Annotated in this window: 23 protein-coding genes and 2 tRNA genes; 4 read left to right on the top strand and 21 right to left on the bottom strand. The window is 62.3% G+C overall.

Features of this window, described 5'->3' with window-relative positions:
- Nucleotides 1-3: 3 nt before the first annotated feature.
- From F6X59_RS19460 to rluD, 5 genes are all read right to left on the bottom strand, one after another.
- Nucleotides 4-80, bottom strand: a tRNA-Pro gene (locus tag F6X59_RS19460).
- 4 nt (nt 81-84) lie between these two features.
- Nucleotides 85-160 (bottom strand) — tRNA-Asn (locus F6X59_RS19455).
- 378 nt (nt 161-538) lie between these two features.
- Nucleotides 539-3,103: an ATP-dependent chaperone ClpB gene (clpB, locus tag F6X59_RS19450; protein ID WP_152957655.1), complete on the bottom strand. Its 2,565-nt coding sequence runs from the start codon at nt 3,101-3,103 to the stop codon at nt 539-541.
- Nucleotides 3,104-3,330: 227 nt separating this feature from the next.
- Nucleotides 3,331-4,071, bottom strand: coding sequence for a peptidoglycan editing factor PgeF (gene pgeF, locus F6X59_RS19445; protein ID WP_152957654.1), 741 nt, complete (start codon nt 4,069-4,071; stop codon nt 3,331-3,333).
- On the bottom strand, nt 4,068-5,030 hold the full coding sequence (rluD, locus tag F6X59_RS19440) for a 23S rRNA pseudouridine(1911/1915/1917) synthase RluD (protein WP_152957653.1): 963 nt from the start codon (nt 5,028-5,030) through the stop codon (nt 4,068-4,070). Before rluD ends, pgeF begins: the two co-directional genes overlap by 4 nt.
- Nucleotides 5,031-5,177: 147 nt before the next feature.
- Between rluD and F6X59_RS19435 the strand changes: the two genes are divergently transcribed.
- Both F6X59_RS19435 and F6X59_RS19430 read left to right on the top strand, forming a co-directional pair.
- Nucleotides 5,178-6,197 carry an outer membrane protein assembly factor BamD gene (locus F6X59_RS19435; protein WP_152957652.1) on the top strand — a complete coding sequence of 340 codons (1,020 nt, stop codon included), beginning with the start codon at nt 5,178-5,180 and terminating at the stop codon, nt 6,195-6,197.
- A 93-nt stretch (nt 6,198-6,290) separates the two neighbouring features.
- Nucleotides 6,291-6,521: a PP0621 family protein gene (locus F6X59_RS19430; RefSeq protein ID WP_152957651.1), complete on the top strand. Its 231-nt coding sequence runs from the start codon at nt 6,291-6,293 to the stop codon at nt 6,519-6,521.
- 33 nt (nt 6,522-6,554) lie between these two features.
- On the opposite strand, the gene F6X59_RS19425 is transcribed toward F6X59_RS19430, so the two are convergent.
- The 7 genes from F6X59_RS19425 to F6X59_RS19395 all read right to left on the bottom strand — a co-directional run bounded on the left by F6X59_RS19425 (nt 6,555) and on the right by F6X59_RS19395 (nt 10,029).
- Nucleotides 6,555-6,707, bottom strand: coding sequence for a type II toxin-antitoxin system YoeB family toxin (locus F6X59_RS19425; RefSeq protein WP_256669372.1), 153 nt, complete (start codon nt 6,705-6,707; stop codon nt 6,555-6,557).
- The gene (locus F6X59_RS19420; protein WP_152957649.1) at nt 6,679-6,963 is read right to left on the bottom strand and encodes a type II toxin-antitoxin system Phd/YefM family antitoxin; all 285 of its coding nucleotides are present in this window, start codon (nt 6,961-6,963) and stop codon (nt 6,679-6,681) included. Before F6X59_RS19420 ends, F6X59_RS19425 begins: the two co-directional genes overlap by 29 nt.
- Nucleotides 6,964-7,190: 227 nt before the next feature.
- A complete protein-coding gene (thiO, locus tag F6X59_RS19415; RefSeq protein ID WP_152957648.1) occupies nt 7,191-8,288 on the bottom strand; it encodes a glycine oxidase ThiO in 1,098 nt (365 codons plus the stop codon).
- 53 nt (nt 8,289-8,341) lie between these two features.
- Nucleotides 8,342-8,731 (bottom strand): type IV pilin protein, encoded by a 390-nt coding sequence (locus F6X59_RS19410; RefSeq protein WP_152957647.1) that lies wholly within the window; start codon nt 8,729-8,731, stop codon nt 8,342-8,344.
- A 1-nt stretch (nt 8,732) separates the two neighbouring features.
- Nucleotides 8,733-9,206 (bottom strand): hypothetical protein, encoded by a 474-nt coding sequence (locus tag F6X59_RS19405; RefSeq protein ID WP_152957646.1) that lies wholly within the window; start codon nt 9,204-9,206, stop codon nt 8,733-8,735.
- Complete coding sequence (locus F6X59_RS19400; RefSeq protein WP_152957645.1) at nt 9,203-9,850, bottom strand: PilW family protein; 648 nt, start codon at nt 9,848-9,850, stop codon at nt 9,203-9,205. Before F6X59_RS19400 ends, F6X59_RS19405 begins: the two co-directional genes overlap by 4 nt.
- Nucleotides 9,847-10,029, bottom strand: a complete 183-nt coding sequence (locus tag F6X59_RS19395) for a prepilin-type N-terminal cleavage/methylation domain-containing protein (protein ID WP_372240454.1) — start codon at nt 10,027-10,029, stop codon at nt 9,847-9,849. The genes F6X59_RS19400 and F6X59_RS19395 overlap by 4 nt, the downstream gene beginning before the upstream one ends.
- 108 nt (nt 10,030-10,137) lie before the next feature.
- Here F6X59_RS19395 and F6X59_RS19390 point away from each other — a divergent pair, with 108 nt between their 5' ends.
- Nucleotides 10,138-10,617 (top strand): GspH/FimT family pseudopilin, encoded by a 480-nt coding sequence (locus tag F6X59_RS19390; RefSeq protein WP_372240453.1) that lies wholly within the window; start codon nt 10,138-10,140, stop codon nt 10,615-10,617.
- Nucleotide 10,618: 1 nt separating this feature from the next.
- On the opposite strand, the gene ispH is transcribed toward F6X59_RS19390, so the two are convergent.
- The 6 genes from ispH to murJ all read right to left on the bottom strand — a co-directional run bounded on the left by ispH (nt 10,619) and on the right by murJ (nt 17,954).
- Nucleotides 10,619-11,566, bottom strand: coding sequence for a 4-hydroxy-3-methylbut-2-enyl diphosphate reductase (gene ispH, locus F6X59_RS19385; protein WP_152957643.1), 948 nt, complete (start codon nt 11,564-11,566; stop codon nt 10,619-10,621).
- Between the two features lie 14 nt (nt 11,567-11,580).
- Entirely contained in the window at nt 11,581-12,018 is a 438-nt protein-coding gene (gene fkpB / locus F6X59_RS19380; protein WP_103445784.1) for an FKBP-type peptidyl-prolyl cis-trans isomerase, read from the bottom strand.
- Nucleotides 12,011-12,526: a signal peptidase II gene (gene lspA / locus F6X59_RS19375; RefSeq protein ID WP_054886101.1), complete on the bottom strand. Its 516-nt coding sequence runs from the start codon at nt 12,524-12,526 to the stop codon at nt 12,011-12,013. The genes fkpB and lspA overlap by 8 nt, the downstream gene beginning before the upstream one ends.
- Nucleotides 12,519-15,350 (bottom strand): isoleucine--tRNA ligase, encoded by a 2,832-nt coding sequence (gene ileS, locus F6X59_RS19370; protein WP_152957642.1) that lies wholly within the window; start codon nt 15,348-15,350, stop codon nt 12,519-12,521. Before ileS ends, lspA begins: the two co-directional genes overlap by 8 nt.
- Nucleotides 15,347-16,297: a bifunctional riboflavin kinase/FAD synthetase gene (gene ribF, locus F6X59_RS19365; RefSeq protein WP_152957641.1), complete on the bottom strand. Its 951-nt coding sequence runs from the start codon at nt 16,295-16,297 to the stop codon at nt 15,347-15,349. The genes ileS and ribF overlap by 4 nt, the downstream gene beginning before the upstream one ends.
- 118 nt (nt 16,298-16,415) lie before the next feature.
- On the bottom strand, nt 16,416-17,954 hold the full coding sequence (gene murJ / locus F6X59_RS19360; protein WP_152957640.1) for a murein biosynthesis integral membrane protein MurJ: 1,539 nt from the start codon (nt 17,952-17,954) through the stop codon (nt 16,416-16,418).
- A gap of 250 nt (nt 17,955-18,204) precedes the next feature.
- Between murJ and rpsT the strand changes: the two genes are divergently transcribed.
- Entirely contained in the window at nt 18,205-18,483 is a 279-nt protein-coding gene (gene rpsT / locus F6X59_RS19355; protein ID WP_003247625.1) for a 30S ribosomal protein S20, read from the top strand.
- Nucleotides 18,484-18,594: 111 nt separating this feature from the next.
- Here the strand turns inward: rpsT and F6X59_RS19350 are convergent, their stop codons facing one another.
- Genes F6X59_RS19350 through F6X59_RS19340 form a run of 3 tightly spaced genes read right to left on the bottom strand, consistent with a single transcriptional unit; the run spans nt 18,595 to nt 22,157 of the window.
- Nucleotides 18,595-20,895 (bottom strand): PqiB family protein, encoded by a 2,301-nt coding sequence (locus tag F6X59_RS19350; protein WP_152957639.1) that lies wholly within the window; start codon nt 20,893-20,895, stop codon nt 18,595-18,597.
- The gene (locus tag F6X59_RS19345) at nt 20,888-21,511 is read right to left on the bottom strand and encodes a paraquat-inducible protein A (RefSeq protein WP_152957638.1); all 624 of its coding nucleotides are present in this window, start codon (nt 21,509-21,511) and stop codon (nt 20,888-20,890) included. The genes F6X59_RS19350 and F6X59_RS19345 overlap by 8 nt, the downstream gene beginning before the upstream one ends.
- Nucleotides 21,498-22,157 carry a paraquat-inducible protein A gene (locus F6X59_RS19340; RefSeq protein WP_152957637.1) on the bottom strand — a complete coding sequence of 220 codons (660 nt, stop codon included), beginning with the start codon at nt 22,155-22,157 and terminating at the stop codon, nt 21,498-21,500. The genes F6X59_RS19345 and F6X59_RS19340 overlap by 14 nt, the downstream gene beginning before the upstream one ends.
- Nucleotides 22,158-22,323 lie beyond the last annotated feature (166 nt).

Below are 22,323 nucleotides of genomic sequence, written 5' to 3'. Positions count from 1 at the left end.
AAATGGTCGGGGTGAGGGGATTCGAACTCCTGACATCCTGCTCCCAAAGCAGGCGCGCTACCGGACTGCGCTACACCCCGAGATTGGCTCCGCGACCTGGACTCGAACCAGGGACCCAATGATTAACAGTCATTTGCTCTACCGACTGAGCTATCGCGGAACTGAACTTCGGCACATCTTTACTACCTCGAAGCCTGTGTTAGCTTCGGACTCTTTGGCTTCTTCGCTTTCGCGTTGTCGCTGCTGAGGCCGGCTATTCTACATTCTTCGTTTTGCTTGTCAACCACTTTTTTTCATTCAACTTACTGATTTGTAAGTTGTTTTGCGGTCACCGATGTTGCTGGTGATTCGCTTAGTGCCTGACAACGCGGCGTATATTAGGGGCACTCGATTTCAGTTGCAAGCAGAAATTTCAAAAATTTCAGCACGTTATCTCAAATATCCGCAAAGCCCCGGATTTGCTGGGCCTGTGCCGCCCTCTTCGCGGGTAAACGGGTAAAAAAAGCCCCGCAGATGCGGGGCTCATTGGCAGCAGGTGTCAGGCAAAGACGATCTCGTCGCCTTCTACCTTGGCGGTAATCGCCGCCCCTGGGATGAACTTGCCAGCCAGGATCAGCTGCGCCAGCGGGTTCTCGATCCAGCGCTGGATCGCCCGCTTCAGCGGCCGTGCGCCATACACCGGGTCGTAACCCACGGCGATCAGCTTGTCCAACGCCTCCGGGCTCAGGCTCAGCGACAGTTCGCGCTCGAGCAGGCGGCTGCGCAGGCGGCCAAGCTGGATCTCGGTGATGCCGGCGATCTGCTCGCGGCCCAGTGGCTCGAACACCACCACTTCGTCGATGCGGTTGATGAACTCCGGACGGAAGTGCGAACCCACCGCGTCCATCACCGCCGCACGTTGTGCCTCGCGATCGCCCACCAGCTCCTGGATCTGCGCCGAGCCCAGGTTGGAGGTCATCACGATCACCGTGTTGCGGAAGTCCACGGTGCGGCCATGGCTGTCAGTCAGGCGGCCGTCTTCCAGCACTTGCAGCAGCACGTTGAACACATCCGGGTGAGCCTTCTCCACTTCATCCAGCAGCACCACCGAGTACGGCTTGCGGCGCACGGCCTCGGTCAGGTAACCGCCCTCTTCATAACCGACATAGCCTGGTGGGGCGCCGATCAGGCGAGCCACGGAGTGTTTTTCCATGAACTCGGACATGTCGATGCGCACCATGGCCTCTTCGGTGTCGAACAGGAACTCGGCCAGCGCCTTGCACAGCTCGGTTTTGCCCACGCCGGTCGGGCCGAGGAACATGAACGAACCACTCGGCCGGTTCGGGTCGGACAGCCCGGCACGCGAACGGCGCACGGCGTTGGCAACTGCGGTCACCGCCTCGCCCTGGCCGATCACCCGCTGGTGCAGCAGCTCTTCCATCTTCAGCAGCTTCTCGCGCTCACCTTCGAGCATCTTCGCCACCGGGATGCCGGTCCACTTGGACACCACTTCGGCAATTTCTTCCTCGGTGACCTTGTTGCGCAGCAACTGGTTTTCGGTCTTGCCGTGCTGATCGACCATCTGCAGGCTGCGCTCCAGGTCCGGGATCACCCCGTACTGCAGCTCGGCCATGCGGCTCAGGTCGCCTTTGCGACGGGCGGCTTCGAGCTCTTGGCGGGCCTGCTCGATCTTTTGCTGGATCTGCGCCGAACCCTGCACTTCGGCTTTCTCCGACGCCCAGATTTCTTCCAGGTCGGAATACTCGCGCTCCAGCCGCTCGATTTCCTCGGTGAGCTTCTCAAGGCGCTTCTTGGCCGCCTCGTCTTCTTCCTTCTTCAGCGCCTGGGATTCCACCTTCAGCTGGATCAGGCGACGGTCGAGGCGGTCGAGCACTTCCGGCTTGGAGTCGATCTCCATGCGGATACGGCTGGCCGCTTCGTCGATCAGGTCGATGGCCTTGTCCGGCAGCTGGCGGTCGGTGATGTAGCGGTGGCTGAGCTTGGCGGCGGCAATGATCGCACCGTCGGTGATGGCCACCTTGTGGTGCACTTCATAGCGCTCTTTCAGGCCACGCAGGATGGCGATGGTGTCTTCTTCGCTCGGCTCTTCCACCAGCACTTTCTGGAAGCGCCGCTCCAGTGCCGCATCCTTCTCGATGAACTGGCGGTATTCGTTGAGCGTGGTGGCGCCAACGCAGTGCAGCTCGCCACGGGCCAGGGCCGGCTTGAGCATGTTGCCGGCGTCCATGGCGCCCTCGCCTTTACCAGCGCCGACCATGGTGTGCAGCTCGTCGATGAACAGGATGATCTGGCCTTCCTGCTTGGACAGCTCGTTGAGCAGGCCTTTGAGGCGCTCTTCGAACTCGCCGCGGTACTTGGCACCGGCGATCAGCGCCCCCATGTCCAGCGCCAGCAGGCGCTTGCCTTTCAGGCCATCGGGCACTTCGCCGTTGATGATGCGCTGTGCCAGGCCTTCGGCGATGGCGGTTTTACCCACGCCAGGCTCACCGATCAGCACCGGGTTGTTTTTGGTTCGACGTTGCAGCACCTGCACGGTGCGGCGGATTTCGTCGTCACGGCCGATCACCGGGTCAAGCTTGCCTTCTTCGGCGCGCTTGGTCAGGTCGACGGTGTACTTGTCCAGGGCCTGGCGCGACTCTTCGGCGTTGGCGTCATTCACCGCCGCACCGCCGCGCAGGTTGTTGATGGCGTTTTCCAGGGCCTTCTTGGACACACCTTGGCTGAGCAGCAGCTTGCCGAGCTTGCTGTTCTCGTCCATGGCGGCGAGCAGCACCAGTTCGCTGGAAATGAACTGGTCGCCCTTCTGCTGGGCCAGGCGGTCGGCCTGGTTGAGCAGGCGCGCCAGGTCCTGCGACATGTTCACGTCGCCAGTGGGGTTCTGGATTTTCGGCAATTGGTCGAGTTCTTTCACCAACGCCTGGCGCAGGTTGTTGATGTCGAAGCCAACCTGCATCAGCAGCGGCTTGATCGAACCGCCCTGCTGTTCGAGCAGCGCCTGCAACAGGTGCACGGGCTCGATGGCTGGGTGGTCCATGCCAACGGCCAGGGATTGGGCATCGGATATTGCAAGCTGGAGCTTGCTGGTCAAACGGTCTATTCGCATGGGGTACCTTCCTTTAAAGGGCAGGTCGGAGCGATGGACAGCGCCTGTTTATGAAGAAACCTGCCTGAGATGACCTTATAGATAAGGGTGATTCTGGAAGATTCAAGCGTAGCGGGGTTGACCTTGATCAACCTGTTGGATTAACGCTGGGGCGATCGCGGATGAATCCGCACCTCAGGTTTCGCATCCATTGAGGTGCGGATTTATCCGCGAGAGTCCGCTACAGGCTAACGCGGGTCCAGCCAGACCAGTGAGGCGAAGCGCCCACCCTGAGGGGTGCGGCGATAAGAGAAGAAGCGCCCATCACTGACCGTGCAATACCCACCGCCATAAACTGCCGTCACCCCACGCGCCGCCAGGCGAATGCGCGCCAGCTCATAGATGTCAGCCATCAACTTGCCCGGCCGTTCGCCATCGACGAAGGCCCTGGCCGCTTCAGGATGCACGGCGGTAAAGGCATCGCGCACTTCCAGCCCCACTTCGAAGGCCTTGGGGCCAATAGCCGGCCCGAGCCACACCAGCACCTCTTCAGGCGCCAGCGCCAGGCGATCAAGCGTCGCCTCAAGCACGCCGCCCGCCAGCCCGCGCCAGCCAGCATGCGCTGCGGCCACGCGAGTACCGGCGCGGTCACAGAACAGCGCCGGCAGGCAATCGGCGGTCATCACGGTACAGGCAATACCAGGCTGGTCAGTCCAGCTGGCATCGGCTTCGGCGACCACGGCCGGGTCGGCATCCGCCACCACCAGGCCATGCACCTGCTTGAGCCAGGCTGGCTGGATGGTGAAGGCGTCACTCAGGCGACGGCGGTTCTCGGCGACCGCGACCGGGTCATCGCCCACGTGATCGCCGAGATTGAAAGATTCGTAGGGCGGCAGGCTGATGCCGCCCGCACGGGTAGTGACGCAGGCGTGAACCGAGGCCGGGGCTGGCCAGTCGGGGAACAGCAGCGACTGCGTCAGGCCGTTCATCCGATAAAGCTCTCGCGGTCCTGGTTGAGCAGCGACAGCAACCAGACGAAGTCGTCCGGCAGCGGCGACTCCCACTTCATGATTTCACCGGTGATCGGGTGGGCCAACGCGAGGAAACGCGCATGCAGCGCCTGACGCGGGAAGGTCTTCACCGCCTCGACCATGGTTGCGCTGGCAGCTGGCGGAATGCGGAAGCGCCCGCCGTAGGTCTGATCACCGACCAGCGGGAAACCGACATGGGCCATGTGCACGCGAATCTGGTGGGTACGGCCGGTTTCCAGCTTCACGCGCACGTGGGTGTGCGAACGGAAGCGCTTGAGCACACGGTAGTGGCTGACCGCCGGCTTGCCGCCGTCGGTTACCGCCATGCGCTGGCGCATGCCGCCGTGGCGACCGATCGGGGCATCGATCTTGCCGCCAGCGGTCACTACGCCAATCACGATGCACTCGTAGATGCGGCTGACCTTGCGGGCTTGCATCTGCTCGACCAGCTTGGTCTGCGCCTGCAGGGTCTTGGCCACGACCATCAGACCGGTGGTGTCTTTGTCCAGGCGGTGAACGATACCGGCGCGCGGTACGTTGACGATGTCTGGCACGTGATGCAGCAACGCATTGAGCAGCGTACCACTGGCATGCCCGGCGGCCGGGTGCACAACCAGCCCGGCAGGCTTGTTGATCACCATGATGTGGTCGTCTTCGTAGACGATATCCAGCTCGATGTCTTCTGCAACCCACTCACCCTGGGCCTCTTGTTCGGCCTCCAGGAAGAGCTGAGAGCCACCATGGACGATGTCCCGAGGGCGCACGACCGCGCCATCGACCGTCAGGCGGCCCTCTTTGATCCACGAAGTAAGCCGCGAACGCGAATACTCGGCGAACAATTGGGCGGCGACCTGGTCGAGGCGTTGACCGCCCAGTTCGGACGGGACCTCTGCGCTAAGTTGAATGATCTCGGACATGCTCGATTCGGCGGGCGCACAGCCTTTGGTTTCGGCTGCGAGCTTGTGGTTAAATACGGCTTCTTTTGTCCCGGGGTTGGCCGGGGCGCTCATCATAACAGGACGGCACCGCCCAAGACAGCGGCCGTCAAAGGGACGCAAGCCGCCATGCAAGTGAAACACCTGCTGCTGATCGCCATCCTCGGGCTCACCGCGGCCTGTTCCTCCAATAAGGAAGTCATTGACGAGAACCTCAGTGAGGCCGAGCTGTATCAACAGGCACAGGCTGACCTGGACAACTCCAGCTACACCAGCGCCGTGAACAAGCTCAAGGCCCTGGAGTCGCGCTACCCGTTCGGCCGCTACGCCGACCAGGCGCAGCTCGAGCTGATCTACGCCAACTACAAGAACTCCGAGCCTGAGGCTGCCAAATCGGCCGCCGAGCGCTTCATCCGCCTGCACCCGCAGCACCCGAACGTCGACTACGCCTACTACCTCAAGGGCCTGACTTCGTTCGACCAGGACCGTGGCCTGCTGGCGCGTTTCCTGCCGCTGGACATGACCAAGCGTGACCCGGGTGCCGCCCGCGACTCGTACAACGAGTTCGCCCAGCTGACCAGCCGCTTCCCCAACAGCCGCTACTCGCCAGACGCCAAGCAGCGCATGATCTACCTGCGCAACCTGCTGGCCGCCTACGAAATCCATGTGGCCGACTACTACCTGGGCCGCCAGGCTTACGTGGCCGCTGCCAACCGTGGCCGCTACGTGGTCGAGAACTTCCAGGAAACCCCATCGGTCGGCGACGGCCTGGCGATCATGGTCGAGTCGTACCAGAAGATGCACCTGGACGACCTGGCTGCCACCAGCCTGGAAACCCTCAAGCTCAACTACCCTGACCACCCGAGCCTGGTCGATGGCCAGTTCGAGCCCAAGCAGACCGAGTCTGACGGCCGCAGCTGGCTGTCCAAGGCCACCCTGGGCCTGATCGAGACCGAAACCCCGCTGCCGCCGGGTGAAACCCGCGCCAACCAGGACGTGGTCAAGCAGTTCCAGGACGCGCGCGACGAGATGCCGCAAGAGCTGCTGCCTAAAGACGAGAACGGCGACCCGATCGTGCCGGCCGGTCCGAAGGAAGCTGAACAGGACCGCTCGTGGTTCAGCTACATGACCTTTGGCCTGTTCGACTGATCCAAGCACGACGAGAAAGGGAGGCCTGAGGCCTCCCTTTTTTTATGGCCGCGTCCTAGACTGTCGGCTTCTACAACCAACAAGCTGGACACCATGGTTCGCCTACTTTTCTGGATCGCCCTGATCGCCGCCGCGCTCTGGCTGTGGCGCAAGTTCAAAGTCAGCCAGCAGTCGCACGCCGAGCCGAAGCTCGACGCGCCGCTGAAGATGGTGCGCTGCGCCCACTGCGGCGTGCACCTGCCCGACGACCGGGCGCTGCAGCAGGGCAATGACTGGTATTGCAGCCAGGCGCACTTGCAGCAAGGGCCTGGCCGACAGGGCTGAGCCCTCACCCCATCGATGCGAAGGCGGTGCAGATCAATCGTCGTAGTGATACCGGCACTGCAGGATTGTCATCTGCCCCCCTTCGAAGAGGTAGACCAGCCGGTGTTCGCGGGTGATGCGACGAGACGTGATCGCAACACTTACAGCATTGCGCGCTTCAGTCTTGTTCCGTTGTTTTGACTTCATATTCATCGATGGACAGCTCATGGGTAGCAGCTTTGCCCGACCGCAGCTGATCAATGGATGCACGCATACGCTTGGCATTGGCAGAAGAGCCAAGGAGATACAGCGTCTCCTGCATGCCGTTGTAGTCCTCAAGCGAAATCATGACCCCCGGCTCACCGCGCAGGCGCGTAATGATCGCGGGCTCATGGTCCCGGCATACATCATCCATTGTCTGCTTCAGGTCGGCGCGAGCCTGGCTAAAAGTCAGTACATGCATTTCTTCAAATCCTTCCCAGGCAGGGCCTGGATCAGGTTCTTCTTGACCCGCCCAGCACTGCTGAATGGGTAATAGGCTTGGACGCACTTGCGATTGGACGCGGTCGAGGGCGCACGAAGGATAGATTGGATGGCGTACTGATAGGTAGGTGACTGCCTGCTACAAAGCTTGTAGGAAACTTCTACAGCGGCAGTTCGGCTCCCCGACGAACCGCCGCTTAAGGGATCTCAGCCCAGACGCCCCACTGGCGCATACGGCGCCGGGTCGATGATCGGCTCGGCTCCTGTGAGCAAATCGGTGAACAATTGGCACGAAGCCGGCGCCAGCACCAGCCCGTTGCGGTAATGCCCGCAGTTCAGCCACAAACCGTCATGCCCTGGCACCGGCCCGATGTAGGGAATGCCTTCCGGGGAGCCTGGCCGCAGTCCGGCCCAGTGCCCCACCACCGTGGCATCCTTGAGTTCAGGCAGCAGTTCGATGGCCGAAGCCTTGAGGCTGGCCAGCGCGTCCTCGGTCGGGGTCTTGTCGTAGCCGGCATGCTCCAGCGTACTGCCCACCAGAATGTGCCCGTCACGACGCGGGATCGCATAGCGCCCCTTGGCCAGCACCATGCTCGGCAGGAAGTCCTCGGCGCACTTGAACAGGATCATCTGGCCCTTCACCGGTTCGACCGGGAGTTCCAGCCCCAGGGTATGCAGCAAGTCGCCACTCCAGGCGCCGGCACTGAGCACCACTTCATCCGCCTTGAGCACACCGTCAGCTGTCTGTACGCCTGCCACGCGCCCGTTCTCATGAACGAAGCCGCTGACCTCGCCGTGCTCGCGCAAGGTCACATTGGGCAATGCCAGCAACGCCGCCTTGAGCGACTTCACCAGCCGTGGGTTACGCACGTTGGCCACACCGGCCATGAAGATCGCATGCTTGAAACCCGGGCCAAGCACCGGTACCGCATCGTAGGCGGCGGAGATATCCACAGCGCTGAGTGGCCGCTGTTCGCGCTTGGCCCAGGCCAGCGCCTCGGCTTCATCGTCCAGGTCGAGCCAGTACAGGCCAGTGGTGTGCACCTCTGGGTCGATACCCGTGGTTTCGAACAGGCGCTCGCCCAGCTGGGGATAAAAATCCTGCGACCAATGCGCCAGCGCGGTTACCGCCGGGCTGTAGCGCCAGGGGTACAACGGCGAAACGATGCCGCCACCGGCCCAGGAGGACTCGCGGCCAACTTCGCCCTGGTCACACACCACCACCTGGCCGACCTTCGCCGCCAGGTTGAACGCGGTCAGCAGGCCGATCACCCCGCCGCCAACCACCACTACTTGCTTGCTCATCTGTCGATCCAACACCTGAAGTAATTCCGCGATGCCTGGGCATCATTCAACCTTCAGCTTCCCCAGCAGCGCTCGCTGCTTTCAGCAGCACCCGGATTGCTCTGCACGCCAACGTGGTCGAGCTGAAAGTCGCCACAGCGATCATCGGCCATCAGGCCATCGGGCAGCCGGTGGGCGGTCAGCGTGAAGGTGTCGCTGTCGCGTTGGGCCTGCAGGCGGTAATGGCGGTTGGCGGCGGGCAATCGCGGGTCGCCCTCGGCGTAATGCCCGGTGCGCACGCGGTGGCGCTCCAGGCGCAAGGCGGCGTCATGCAGCAGGCCAACCACTTCGCTGCGTGCGGCTCGCCTGAGCTGGTCGCTGTAACTGGGGTAGGCAATGGCTGCCAGAATGCCGGTCACGGCCACGACAATCAACAACTCGATCAGGGTCATACCTTGCTGCATGTCAGTCTTGCCTCAGTCTTTGCCGCCAGAGGATGCGCTGCGGGGCCTGTGGTTGAGCGATGGGTATGGCGTAGACGGCTTCCAGGACCTGACGGGCTGCCAGTTGCTGGCTGACCGCTGTTATTCGGTACAAGGTGACCTGTTCGCCCTCGGGCATATGGGCCGCACCGGTGGTTGTACCCAGGTTCTGCAGTTTGAAGTAGCCATCCCTGCTGCTTCGCCATTGGCCTTGCAGGTCGTGTGGGCGTGATGGGGGTTTACAGTCGCGGCACTGCCCCGGGGGCGAACGCAGAATTTCACCGACCCCGACCTGCATTACGGCCTCCGCCTCTTCGAATGCCTGCAGACCGTCGCGCATGGCCCCCGTCAATCGCGTTTCGATCAGCGCATCGCGCAGGGCTGAAGCTGCAAGCAATGCCAAAAGCAGGCTTAGTACCAGCGACAACAGGAGAACCATTCCGCGTTGTCGGCTCATCCATCTGAGCCCAGATTGCGTAACCCCACGCTTAGTTGATGGCGCTGCTCAAGTTGCAGCGTCGGCTCGAACAACGTGAGTGCCAGATCGACCCTAGCCCCTCCTGGCGCATCAACCTGTGTCACATTTAACTCGCGTACATGCTCAATCAGCGGCTGGGCGTTTTGTCCCCATATGAATTGCAGGGTGGAGCCGCGCAGTTCATATCGATGACGGCTGATACGCAGGGCCATGAGCGAACCCGTTTGCGAATGGGCACCTTTGCGCACCAAGGCTTCGGTATGGCAATCCGTCAGTAGGGTCCACTCCGGCTTTCCTGTGTACTCCGATGACTCGGCGACCACCAACTCCAAGCTGGATGCCCCAATCACCAGTGGCTGCGCGAATGCCTGCCGAGCAAGCGGGTCCTGGAAGTCACTGGGCTTCAGCCGCAGGCAACCGAACATGCCCGCCATGCGGATATCCTGGGCCATCCGCAACAGCGCCAGGCGTGCATCATCCTGAAGGCGCAGCGCCGCACCCTGAAGCCGCCATGTTTGATGGGCGGATACGAAAAGCTGACTGGCAGCCACCAACACCATCAGCCCAATCGTCAGCGCCAGCATCACCTCCAGCAAACCGAAGCCGACTTGCATGCGCTTCATTGCCGGCTCCGCTCGTTTTCGCTGTGTACTGCAAACGCCGCTTGCGCATCACGGCGCGCATTGTCCGTGGCTTGCAGTGCCTTCAGTTGCATGGCTGCCGCAGCGAATATGCCCGCTGCTACCACAACGACCGCCAACAGCACTTCCAGCAGCGTCATGCCGCGCTGTTTCTTGTGCACCCTTGCACCTCTGCGGAATTTTCCCGCAATTGCTTGAACTTGGTCGACTGGACCTCATGTCCAATGACCGTGAAGCTATAGCCAAGCACTTCCAGGGAGGAATGCACGGTGAGGCAACGTGGTGTAACACTGATTCAAATGATGTTTGCACTGGCCATGGCCGCCTTGCTGACACAACTCGGCATGCCGGCTTACGCCAGGTTGCGCGATGACCTACACAGAGCTGCGACAGCCCGAGATCTGGCACAGGCACTGCGCAGCGCGCGCAGCCACGCCATGCTGCAGAGTCAGCCTGTGCTTGTGCGACCGTTGGAAAATGATTGGGGCAAGGGCTGGCTTGTGCAGCTGGAGCACAATCAGCAAGTGCTGCGCGAGCACCGGTTGACGCGCTCGCTGAGAATCGTCGAAAACACCAAGGGACAGGTGAAATTCGGTGCCCTGGGAATGCCAGTGGGCCAGTTCGGCGCGACGCTGGAGGTTTGTGAGCATTCCCCTGCGAGCAACAAGTATCAGGTGGTGATATCAAGCGCAGGCAGAGTCGACCTGCGCACAGTCAAGGAAGCAAACCCTCTGTGCGCAGGCCGCTGACTCAGATCAGCGAGCGAACCCGCAGCTCTTTGGGCATGGAGAACGTGATGTTCTCCGGCCGCCCGTCCAGCTCTTCGGCGCCAGTAGCGCCCCAGGCCTTGAGCTGTTCGATCACACCCTGCACCAACACTTCGGGGGCCGAAGCACCGGCAGTAATGCCCACCCGTTGCGCTTGCTCAAACCAGACACGCTGCATGTCCTCAGCGCCATCGATCAGGTAGGCCGGGGTGCCCATGCGCTCGGCCAGCTCGCGCAGGCGGTTGGAGTTGGAGCTGTTCGGGCTGCCAACCACCAGCAATACATCACTCTCGCCAGCCAGCTGCTTGACGGCATCCTGGCGGTTTTGCGTGGCGTAGCAGATGTCGTCCTTGCGCGGGCCGCCGATGTTCGGGAAGCGTGCGCGCAGGGCATCGATGACACGACTGGTATCGTCCATCGACAGCGTGGTCTGGGTGACGAATGCCAGGTGGTCCGGGTCTTTCACCTGCAGCTGAGCAACATCGTCCTCGTCTTCGACGAGGTAGATGGCGCCGCCGTTGCTGGCGTCGTATTGCCCCATGGTGCCTTCGACTTCCGGGTGCCCTTCATGGCCGATGAGAATGCACTCACGGCCATCGCGGCTGTACTTGGCCACTTCGATGTGCACCTTGGTGACCAGCGGGCAGGTCGCGTCGAACACCTTCAGACCACGGCCGGCGGCCTCCTGGCGCACGGCCTGGGACACGCCGTGGGCGCTGAAGATGACGATGACATCGTCCGGCACCTGGTCCAGCTCTTCGACGAAGATGGCACCACGGTTGCGCAGGTCTTCCACCACGAACTTGTTGTGCACCACTTCATGGCGCACATAGATCGGCGGGCCGAAGACTTCCAGCGCACGGTTGACGATTTCGATCGCCCGGTCGACCCCCGCGCAGAAGCCGCGCGGGTTGGCGAGTTTGATTTGCATGCTCGGCTCCAGGCCTACAGGGCCTTGACCTCGAGGATCTCCACCTCGAAGGTCAGGGTCTTGCCAGCCAGTGGGTGATTGAAGTCGATGGTAACCTGATTGTCATCGAACGCTTTGACCACACCCGGCAGCTCGGTGTTGGCGGCATCGTTGAAGATGATCAGCAGCCCTTCGGACAACTCCATGCCCTCGAACTGGGACCGCGGCATGACTTGCACGTTCTGTGGGTTGGGCTGGCCGAAGGCGTTCTCCGGGGCCACCACCACGGTGCGCTTGTCGCCGGCCTTGAAGCCGAACAGGGCGCTCTCGAAGCCTGGCAGCAGGTTGCCGTCGCCGACCTTGAACGTGGCCGGGGCCTTGTCGAAGGTGCTGTCGACGGTGTCGCCGTTTTCCAGGTGCAGCGCGAAGTGCAGGGTGACTTCGGTGTTCTGGCCGATACGGGTGTCAGTCATGGACCGGATCCTCGGACTTCTTGCTCTTGAACATATCCAGCGCCAGCATCACCGCACCAACGGTGATGGCGCTGTCGGCCAGGTTGAAGGCCGGGAAGTAATGACGGTTCTGCCAGTGCACCAGGATGAAGTCGACCACATGGCCGAGCACGATGCGGTCGTACAGGTTGCCGATCGCACCGCCCAGCACCAATGCCAGCGCCACCGCCAGCCAGGTCTCGCCGCGCCCCAGGCGCTTGAGCCAGACCACCAGCACCGCACTGACCACCACGGCGATCAGGGCGAACAGCCAGCGCTGCCAGCCGGCACCATCCGCAAGGAAGCTGAAGGCAGCACCGGTGTTGTAGGCCAGGGTCCAGCTGAAGTAGTCAGGGATGACGACGATCTGCTGGTACATGGTCAGGGCATTGTTGAAGTACAGCTTGGTGGCCTGGTCGAGGACCAGGACCAGCAAGCTCAGCCACAGCCATGCAAGGCGCCCGAAGCGCCCTGCTGCAGGGTTAGGCATAGTGGCGCACCTCGCCCGAGCCGGTCAGGTTGTCGACGCAGCGACCGCAGATTTCCGGGTGCTCCGGGTGGCTGCCGACGTCGGCACGGAAGTGCCAGCAACGGCCGCACTTGACGTGACCAGACTTGACCACCTGCAGCTTGAGGCCTTCGACTTCGGTGGCCACGGCTTCGGCCGGCGCCTGGGCGAACGGCACCACGCTGGCGGCCGAAGTGATCAGCACGAAGCGCAGCTCGTCGCCCAGCTTGCTCAGGTCGGCGCTCAGGCCCTCCTCGGCGAACAGGGTGACTTCGGCCTGCAGGTTGCCGCCGATGACCTTGGCGGTACGCTGGTTCTCCAGTTCCTTGTTGACCGCGGCCTTCACGGCCATCACGCGGTCCCAGTAGGCGCGGTCCAGCTCGGTGCCTTCCGGCAGCTCGGTCAGGCCCTGGTACCAGCCATTGAGCATCACCGACTCGTTACGCTCGCCCGGCAGGTACTGCCAGATTTCGTCGGCGGTGAACGCCAGGATCGGTGCAATCCAGCGCACCAGTGCCTCGCTGATGTGGTACAGCGCGGTCTGGCAGGAACGGCGGGCGACACTGTTGGCGCCGGTGGTGTACTGGCGGTCCTTGATGATGTCGAGGTAGAAGCCGCCCAGCTCCTGCACGCAGAAGTTGTGGATCTTCGAGTAGACGTTCCAGAAGCGGTATTCGCCGTAGTGCTCTTCCAGCTCGCGCTGCAGCAGCAGGGTACGGTCCACCGCCCAACGGTCCAGGGCGATCATCTCTTCCGGCTTCAGCAGGTCGCGGGCCGGGTCGAAGCCGGACAGGTTGGAGAGCAGGAAGCGTGCGGTGTTGCGGATACGGCGGTAGGCATCGGCGCTGCGCTGCAGGATCTGCTCGGAAACCGCCATCTCGCCCGAATAGTCGGTCGCGGAAACCCACAGGCGCAGGATGTCGGCACCCAGGGTGTTGTTGACCTTTTCCGGCTCGATGGTGTTGCCCAGCGACTTGGACATCTTGCGGCCGTTCTCGTCCACGGTGAAGCCGTGGGTCAGCAGCTCGCGGTACGGCGCGTGGCCGTCGATGGCGCAACCGGTCAGCAAGGACGAGTGGAACCAGCCGCGGTGCTGGTCGGAGCCTTCCAGGTACAGGTCGGCACGCGGGCCGGTGGCGTGGCCGATGTCGTGGGAGCCACGCAGCACGTGCCAGTGGGTGGTACCGGAGTCGAACCACACATCCAGGGTATCGGCGATCTTGTCGTACTGGCCGGCCTCGTCACCCAGCAGTTCGGCAGCGTCCAGCTTGAACCAGGCTTCGATGCCCTCTTGCTCGACGCGCTTGGCCACGGCTTCCATCAACTCGACGGTGCGCGGGTGTAGCTCGCCGGTCTGCTTGTGCAGGAAGAACGGAATCGGCACGCCCCAGTTGCGCTGACGCGAGATGCACCAGTCCGGGCGGTTAGCGATCATCGAGTGCAGGCGCGCCTGGCCCCAGGCCGGGACGAACTTGGTGTCTTCGATGGCTTTCAGGGCACGTTCGCGCAGCGGCTCGCCGGTGCTCGGTTGCTTGTCCATGCCGACGAACCACTGCGCAGTAGCGCGGTAGATCAGCGGGGTCTTGTGGCGCCAGCAGTGCATGTAGCTGTGGCTGATGGTTTCGGTGTGCATCAGCGCGCCGACTTCGCTCAGCTTGTCGACGATGGCCGGGTTGGCCTTCCAGATGAACTGGCCGCCGAAGAACGGCAACGACTCGACGTACACGCCGTTGCTCTGCACCGGGGTGAGGATGTCGTCGTTGACCATGCCGTAGCGCTTGCAGGTGACGAAGTCGTCTTCACCGTAGGCTGGCGAGGAGTGAACCACGCCGGTACCGGCACCCAGCTCGACGTAGTCGGCCAGGTAGACAGGCGACAGGCGGTCGTAGAACGGGTGGCGGAAGTTGATCAGTTCCAGTGCCGAACCCTGGGCGGTGGCGATCACCGAGCCTTCCAGGTTGTAGCGCTTGAGGCACGACTCGACCAGCTCTTCAGCCAGCACCAGCAGGCGCTCGCCGGTGTCGACCAGGGCGTACTTGAACTCCGGGTGGATGTTCAGCGCCTGGTTGGCCGGGATGGTCCACGGGGTGGTGGTCCAGATCACGATGGCGGCTGGCTTGGCCAGCGAGGCCAGGCCGAAGGCGGCAGCCAGCTTGGCCTCGTCGGCGACCGGGAAGGCCACGTCGATGGTCTGGGACTTCTTGTCGGCGTATTCGACTTCGGCTTCTGCCAGGGCCGAACCGCAGTCGAAGCACCAGTTCACAGGCTTGAGCCCCTTGAACACGAAGCCTTGCTTGACCATCTCGGCCAGGGCACGGATTTCACCGGCCTCGTTGGCGAAGTTCATGGTCTTGTACGGGTTGTCCCAGTCACCCAGCACGCCCAGGCGGATGAACTCGGTCTTCTGCCCTTCGATCTGCTCGGCAGCGTACTCGCGGCACAGCTCGCGGGTGCGGTCGGCGGTCAGGTGCTTGCCGTGGGTGACCTCGACCTTGTGCTCGATCGGCAGGCCGTGGCAGTCCCAGCCCGGTACATACGGCGCGTCGAAGCCGGACAGGGTCTTGGAACGGACGATCATGTCCTTGAGGATCTTGTTCAGCGCATGACCGATGTGAATCTTGCCGTTGGCATAGGGCGGGCCGTCGTGCAGGACGAACTTCGGACGATCCTTGCCAATTTCGCGCAGCTTCTGGTACAGGCCAATGCTGTCCCAGCGCTGCAGAATCTGCGGTTCGCGCTGAGGCAGGCCGGCCTTCATGGGGAAGGCGGTGTCCGGAAGGTTTAGCGTGGCTTTGTAGTCGGTCATTTCAGGCTCTTCGTTAGCGGTTGAGCGTGCCAATGTGCACGTGCGGCGGCGATATCCGCATCGATCGCCGACTTCAGCGCCTCCAGGGAGGCGAATCGCTGCTCTTCACGCAGCTTGTGGTGGAATTCCACCGTCAGGCGCCGGCCATACAGATCGCCGGCATAATCCAGTAGATGAATCTCGAGGTGCGGGCGGCCGTCACCGGCCACCGTGGGGCGCACGCCGATGTTGCCGACACCCGGCCAGGCCTTGCCGTCGATCTCGATGCTGGCCAGGTAGACCCCGGACAGCGGCACACGGCGGCGTTTGAGCTGGATGTTGGCGGTTGGCGTGCCCAGCTGGCGAGCCAGCTTCTGGCCATGCAACACACGGCCACTAATACGGTATGGGCGGCCCAGCAGGTGCTCGGCCAGCTCGAAGTTGCCTTCGGACAGCGCCTTGCGCACCTCGGTGCTGCTGACCCGCAGGCCGTGCTGGATCACCGTGTTGGCGGCTTCGACGGTAAACCCGTACTGCTTGCCGGCAGCGACCAGGAAGGCGAAATCGCCGGCACGATCACAGCCGAAGCGGAAGTCGTCGCCCACTTCGAGGTGGCGCACACCCAGGCCGTCGACCAGGATCGCCTTGACGAACGCATCGGCGCTGAGCTGACTCAGGCGCTGGTTGAACGCCAGGCACAGCACCCGGTCGATGCCTTCACCGGCCAGCAGCTCGACCTTGTCGCGCAGGCGCGCCAGGCGGGCGGGTGCGGTGTCCGGGGCGAAGTACTCGCGCGGCTGCGGCTCGAAGATCACCACGCAGGTCGGCAGGCCAAGCTCTTGGCCGCGCTCGCGCAGGCGCGCCAGGATTGCCTGGTGGCCGCGGTGAACCCCGTCGAAGTTGCCAATGGTGGCGACACAGCCCCGGTGCTCGGGGCGCAGGTTGTGAAGACCTCGAACCAGCTGCATAACGCGCTTCTTGCTCATAAAGTGGCCGATTATAACCACACCCGGGCGCTGGTGACAGGCAGCAGCGCCAAGGGGTGGCGTGGAATGCGAAAAACCGACGCCTGACCCGCCATCTACATCAATGCAGGGCCTTGCGGGCGAAATGCCGGGGCCGGAAACCACACAGGTACAGGCAACCGAAATAGGTCACCACACCCGCCGCGATCAACGCGCCGAGGCGCAGGAACCGTTCGAGCATGTTGCCCTGTTCCCAGGCTGGCAGGTAGTGCATGCCCACCAGCAGCACCGCTGCCATCAGGGTGACTGCCAGCACCAGTTTGAGCAGGTACATCGCCCAGCCCGGTTGCGGCTGGAACAACTGCTGGCTGCGCAGCTTCCAGAACAGCAGGCCCGCGTTCAGGCAGGCACCGAGGCTGATCGCCAGGGCCAGGCCGGCGTGCTGCAGCGGGCCGATCAGCGCCAGGTTGAACAGCTGGGTGCAGACCAGGGTGAAGATCGCGATCTTCACTGGCGTGCGGATATTCTGCTGCGCATAGAAGCCCGGTGCCAGTACCTTGACCAGAATGATCGCCAGCAGGCCGACCGAATAGGCGATCAGCGCGCGCTGGGTCATCACGGCGTCGAAGGCGCTGAACTTGCCGTACTGGAACAGCGCCACGGTCAACGGCTCGGCAAGAATCGCCAAGGCCAGGGTGCACGGCAGCACCAGCAGGAAGCACAGGCGCAGGCCCCAGTCCATGATCCGCGAATACTCCTCGCGGTCCTTGTTGGCGTAGGTCTTGGCCAGGGTCGGCAGCAGGATGGTGCCCAGGGCCACGCCGAGCACGCCCGAAGGCAGCTCCATGAGGCGGTCGGCGTAGTACATCCACGACACCGAGCCGGCCACCAGGAAGGAGGCGAAGATGGTGTTGATGATCAACGAGATCTGGCTCACCGACACCCCGAGGATCGCCGGCAGCATCTGCTTGAGCACCCGCCATACTCCCGCGTCGCGCAGGTTCAGGCGCGGCAGCACGAGCATGCCGATCTTCTTCAGCGCTGGCAGCTGGTACAGCAACTGCGCCAGGCCACCGGCCAGCACGCCCCAGGCCAGGGCCATGATCGGCGGGTTGAAGTACGGCGTCAGCAGCACGGCGAAGAAGATCATCGCCACGTTGAGCAGGGTCGGGGTGAACGCCGGGACCGAAAAACGGTTCCAGGTGTTGAGGATCGCGCCGGCCAGGGACGACAGCGAGATCAGCAATATATAGGGAAACGTCACCCGCAGCAGGTCGGTGGTCAGCGCGTACTTCTCGGCGCTGTCGACAAAGCCCGGGGCGGTGGCCCAGACCACCCACGGTGCAGCGAGGATGCCGACGGCCGTGACCAGGGCCAGTACCAGGGTCAGCAGGCCGCTGACGTAGGCGATGAAGGTTCGCGTCGCTTCCTCGCCCTGCTGGGTCTTGTATTCGGCCAGGATCGGCACGAACGCCTGGGAAAATGCCCCTTCGGCAAAGATCCGCCGCAGCAGGTTGGGCAGTTTGAAGGCGATGAAGAAGGCGTCGGTGGCGATACCGGCACCGAAGACACGGGCCAGGATGGTGTCGCGCACGAAGCCCAGCACCCGCGAAATCATGGTGATGGAGCTGACTGCAGCCAGGGATTTGAGCAGATTCATCGAAAAGATTCACGCCAAAGACAGAGGGCGCTGCCAGACAGCGTCCGAATGTGCGATACTCCCGCGCCTTCGCAGGGGAGCCAAAAATTCCCGAGTTTACAGGTAGCACGGCAGAAAGGAATATTTCCCGCCTGTTGCTGCACCACTCGGCGGAACCCTGCAGGTGGTCTTGACATCCGGTCGACTCATCGGCATGATTCGCGGCCTATTTTGTTTGCTATTTACCTAAAGTCTTTCGAGGAGCTCGACGGTGGCCAACACACCTTCCGCCAAGAAACGTGCAAAACAGGCTGAGAAGCGTCGCAGCCACAACGCCAGCCTGCGTTCCATGGTCCGCACCTACATCAAGAATGTAGTTAAAGCCATCGACGCAAAAGACGCCGAAAAAGCGCAAGCCGCTTACGTTCTGGCTGTACCTGTAATCGACCGTATGGCCGACAAAGGTATCATCCACAAGAACAAAGCTGCTCGCCACAAAGGCCGTCTGAATGGCCACATCAAGGCGCTGAAAGAAGCTGCAGCTGCCTAAGCGACGCTTGTCGAAAAAACCGACCCTAGGGTCGGTTTTTTTATGCCTGCAATTCAAGCCTTGTGCGACCGCTGTGGGAGCGGGCTTACCCGCCCCCACATTCCTACGTTGTTACTTCGCGATCTGGATCTTCGGTGCCCACTGCAGCCAGGCATCCTCGGGCTTGTCGAACAAGGCGAAGGTCTGCTGCGGCCGTGCCGGGTTGCCCATCTGCTCTCCCTCAGGCGTGGCGAAGGCAATGCCGCCATCAATGAGCGTCTGCAGCGACTCGGTACGCACCGTGGCGCCCTTGAACAGCCCCCAGTCGAAGCCGAAGCCACTGCTGTTCCAGAACCGGCTGCCACCGCGCACCAGGGCGGCGTAACGCGGCTCGATCAGAATGTGGATCAACACGCGGTCTGCACTCTGGCCCAACTCGAAACCTGTCACCTTGCCCACCGCCACTTCGCGATAGGTAACCGGCACTCCCGGCTTGATCGAACCACGGCGTGGCGCACTCAGGGTCAACGGCAGGCCAACTTCTTCCCCTGCGATTTCAGGTGCCTCGCCCAGCGCAATGAAATCACGCTGCGGCCCCTTGTCCTTCACCGCCGGCTGCACTTCGATGTACTGCCCGCCAATCAAGGTATCGAGGTTCTCGGTACGCACCAGCCCAAGTGCCGGCTTGACCACCCAGAACTGCGTGCCTGCCCGGGCAATGCGATCCGCCGCCTCGGTGATGCGCGCCCGCAGCACAACAGCCTGCAGGTCCTTGGTCAGGTCCACGCTTTCAATGCTGCCCACATCCAGGCCGCGGAAGCGAATTGGCGTTCCTGGCTTGAGGCCATCAGCCCGGTCCACACGAATGGTCACCAGGGTGCCCGTGCGGTTTACCGCCTCCTGGCTCTCCAGCAGACGGAAGCGTGGAATACGGCGTTTGAGCGCAACATTGGGGGTTGGCGTATCGAAGGCGATACCACCGGCCATGAGCGTCTGCAACGACTCACTCTTGATCTTGATGCCCGACAGGCCGCCGGTCAGGGTAATACCGCTGACGTTCCAAAAGCGTGAGGAGCCGTTGACCAGGTTTTCGAACTCCTTCTCGATGTGCACACCAATCAGGATACGGTTGCTGTTGCGGGCGAACTGATAGCTCTGCACGCTACCGACCTTGACCTGGCGATACATCACCGGGCTGCCGATTTCGAGGGAACCCAGGGTATCGGCGAACAGCACCAGGTGCAGGCCAGGGGCCTTCAGGTCCAGCGGTGGCGCCTTGGGCCTGGCCTCGAACTCGCGCTGCGGCTTGGCACCCTTCTCACCTGGGCGAATGGCAATGTAGTTACCTTTGACCAACGCTTCCAGGCCGGTGATGCCGGCCAGGGAAATGGACGGCTTGACCACCCAGAACTGCGTACCTTCTACCAGATAGTCCTCGGTCAACGGGTCCAGCGTCAGCTCGGCCGTAGCACTGGCCAGGTTGTCTTCCATCTTCAGGGTTTTCAACGAACCGACTTGAATACCCTTGTACATGACTGGCGTACGACCGGCCTGCAGGCCTTCATAGTCACTCAGCTTCACTTTGACGCGGATACCCGCCTGGGCCGCATCGAAGTCTTCATACAGGCGGAATGGCAGACTCGGGTCGGTCGGCGGGCTGTCCTTGCGGTATTCCGGCGTGGCGAATGCGATGCCACCGGCCACGATGCTCGACAGCGACTCGCTGCGCACTTTCACCCCTGACAGGTCAGCGTCGATGCTGATGCCGCTGGCATTCCAGAAGCGCGTGTGCTTGCGCACCAGGCTGGCGTAGGCCGGCTCGATGAAGACCTTGACCTCGACCGTGCTCTGGTCGTCAGACAGACGATAGCTTTTCACCCGGCCAACCTGGATCTGCTTGTAGAACACCGGGCTGTCCCGATTGAGCGAACCCAGGCGCTCGGCCTTGAGGGTCAGGTGCAGGCCAGGTTCGGAGTCGGACAGCGGTGGCGCGACCTTCAGTGCGGTAAAGCGCTTGGTCCGTTCGCCCTCACCCGGGCTGACAGCGATGTAGTTGCCGGATACCAGTGTTTCCAGGCCCGAGATACCGGCCAGGCTGACACTTGGCTTGACCAGCCAGAACCGCGTGCCTTTGGTCAGATGCGGCTCAGCGGCCTTGTTCATCTCGATGGTGGCGATCACCCCCTGGTTCTCGCCCTTGGCATCGAGCACCAGCTTCGTGACCTTGCCGACCGACATGCCCTTGTAGATCACCTCGGTCTTGTTGGCGACGATGCCTTCGCCGGTCTCGAAACGCACCTCGATTTCCACGCCAGCATCGCGATAGGCCTGCCAGGCCAGCCAGCCACCGATCATCAGCGCGATCAGCGGCAGGATCCAGATGGCCGACCAGTTCGAGGCGGGGCGGGTTTTAGCCGTTGGCATGTCACTCATGGTCGTCATCCGACTCCGTGTTATCCCAGATCAGTCGGGGATCGAAAGTTAAAGCAGCAAGCATCGTGAGGATCACCACAGTTGCGAAGGCGACAGCGCCCAGGTTGGCTTCGACACTGGCGATACGACCGAAATTCACCACCGCCACCAGAATGGCAATGACGAAGATGTCCAACATGGACCAGCGCCCTATGAATTCGATGAAGCGGTACATCAGGATCCGTTGCCTTGCCGACAGCGGCTGGCGACGCTGGACCGAATACAGCAACAAACCGATGCCCACCAGCTTGAAGGTAGGCACCAGGATGCTGGCAATGAACACCACGGCAGCGATTGGCAACATACCGTGCTTGAGCAAGGTAATGACGCCGGACATGATGGTGTCGCCACTACCCTGACCCAAGGTGCTGACCGTCATGATCGGCAACAGGTTGGCCGGGATATACAGGATCGAGGCGGTGATCAGCAGCGCCCAGGTACGGATGATGCTGTTGGGTCGCCGCGCATGCACGACGGCACCGCAGCGCGTACAGGTTTGCGCATCGTTCTCGGCATCCTGCCGGTTCAGCTCATGACATTCATTGCAGACCAGGATGCCTGCATCAATCGCCCGCATGGAGATCCTCCCCCGACAAAGCACTCCAGATCTGGTGTGGCGACATCACCACTTCGAGCCAGACCTGGACCAGCAACAGGCTGATGAAACAGAACAGGCCCAGGCCAATGGTCAGCTGGGCCAGGTCCACGAGCTTGACGATCGCCACCAGCACGCCCATGAAGTAGACCTCGAGCATGCCCCAGTCGCGCAGGTGGTGATAAAAGCGGTAGAACACCAGCCCGTAGTCACGCCCCACATTCAGGCGGATGCTCAACAACACGGCCAACTGGCACAGCAGCTTGAGCAGCGGAACGGCCATGCTGCAGAGGAACACCACCACGGCAACGCCGCGCATCTCTGAGTTGTACAGGCCCAGCACACCACTCCAGACGGTATCGTCCGAAGTCTGGCCAAGCAGATGCAACTGCATGATGGGCAGGAAGTTGGCCGGTACGAACAGCAGCAAGGCCGTCAGCACCAAGGCCAGGCTGCGGTTGACCACATTGTGTCGGTGGGCGTATAGCTCATAGCCACAGCGTGGGCATTGGGCTTTTTCGTCATGCTGCAGCACTGGCTTGCGCATCAGCAGGTCGCACTCGTGGCAGGCGACCAGCTCGTCCAGCGGCAACTGCTCTAGGGCTTGGGTTTCGACGGGATCGGGCATCTCGAGATTCTGAATAGGTACGTCGGCTCTATTCTAGTGGTCCCAGCTCGAAATGTGGGAGACGACTAACGCCTGCCTGGGCCCCAGAAAGACAAAACCCCTACCTGCATGCGCAGATAGGGGTTTTGCGAAATGAATCTTGACGATGACCTACTCTCACATGGGG

Origin of the sequence: Pseudomonas sp. MN1F, assembly GCF_009391885.1 — a bacterium.
In the GTDB taxonomy this organism is placed as follows: Bacteria; Pseudomonadota; Gammaproteobacteria; order Pseudomonadales; family Pseudomonadaceae; genus Aquipseudomonas.
The sequence above is the reverse complement of the archived record's forward strand: the minus strand, read 5'-3'. Positions and strand labels throughout refer to the sequence as shown.

Bases quoted from the DNA above. Each gene is read 5' to 3' on its own strand.
- F6X59_RS19420 (WP_152957649.1), bottom strand. From the start codon at position 6,963: ATGCATGTACTGACTTTTAGCCAGGCTCGCGCCGACCTGAAGCAGACA.
- F6X59_RS19400 (WP_152957645.1), bottom strand. From the start codon at position 9,850: ATGAAGCGCATGCAAGTCGGCTTCGGTTTGCTGGAGGTGATGCTGGCG.
- ispH (WP_152957643.1), bottom strand. From the start codon at position 11,566: ATGCAAATCAAACTCGCCAACCCGCGCGGCTTCTGCGCGGGGGTCGAC.
- lspA (WP_054886101.1), bottom strand. From the start codon at position 12,526: ATGCCTAACCCTGCAGCAGGGCGCTTCGGGCGCCTTGCATGGCTGTGG.
- ribF (WP_152957641.1), bottom strand. From the start codon at position 16,297: ATGCAGCTGGTTCGAGGTCTTCACAACCTGCGCCCCGAGCACCGGGGC.
- F6X59_RS19430 (WP_152957651.1), top strand. From the start codon at position 6,291: ATGGTTCGCCTACTTTTCTGGATCGCCCTGATCGCCGCCGCGCTCTGG.
- F6X59_RS19410 (WP_152957647.1), bottom strand. From the start codon at position 8,731: ATGCAGCAAGGTATGACCCTGATCGAGTTGTTGATTGTCGTGGCCGTG.
- F6X59_RS19340 (WP_152957637.1), bottom strand. From the start codon at position 22,157: ATGCCCGATCCCGTCGAAACCCAAGCCCTAGAGCAGTTGCCGCTGGAC.
- F6X59_RS19405 (WP_152957646.1), bottom strand. From the start codon at position 9,206: ATGAGCCGACAACGCGGAATGGTTCTCCTGTTGTCGCTGGTACTAAGC.
- fkpB (WP_103445784.1), bottom strand. From the start codon at position 12,018: ATGACTGACACCCGTATCGGCCAGAACACCGAAGTCACCCTGCACTTC.
- F6X59_RS19345 (WP_152957638.1), bottom strand. From the start codon at position 21,511: ATGCGGGCGATTGATGCAGGCATCCTGGTCTGCAATGAATGTCATGAG.
- F6X59_RS19425 (WP_256669372.1), bottom strand. From the start codon at position 6,707: ATGAAGTCAAAACAACGGAACAAGACTGAAGCGCGCAATGCTGTAAGT.
- clpB (WP_152957655.1), bottom strand. From the start codon at position 3,103: ATGCGAATAGACCGTTTGACCAGCAAGCTCCAGCTTGCAATATCCGAT.
- F6X59_RS19350 (WP_152957639.1), bottom strand. From the start codon at position 20,895: ATGAGTGACATGCCAACGGCTAAAACCCGCCCCGCCTCGAACTGGTCG.
- murJ (WP_152957640.1), bottom strand. From the start codon at position 17,954: ATGAATCTGCTCAAATCCCTGGCTGCAGTCAGCTCCATCACCATGATT.
- ileS (WP_152957642.1), bottom strand. From the start codon at position 15,350: ATGACCGACTACAAAGCCACGCTAAACCTTCCGGACACCGCCTTCCCC.
- thiO (WP_152957648.1), bottom strand. From the start codon at position 8,288: ATGAGCAAGCAAGTAGTGGTGGTTGGCGGCGGGGTGATCGGCCTGCTG.
- rluD (WP_152957653.1), bottom strand. From the start codon at position 5,030: ATGTCCGAGATCATTCAACTTAGCGCAGAGGTCCCGTCCGAACTGGGC.
- F6X59_RS19435 (WP_152957652.1), top strand. From the start codon at position 5,178: ATGCAAGTGAAACACCTGCTGCTGATCGCCATCCTCGGGCTCACCGCG.
- pgeF (WP_152957654.1), bottom strand. From the start codon at position 4,071: ATGAACGGCCTGACGCAGTCGCTGCTGTTCCCCGACTGGCCAGCCCCG.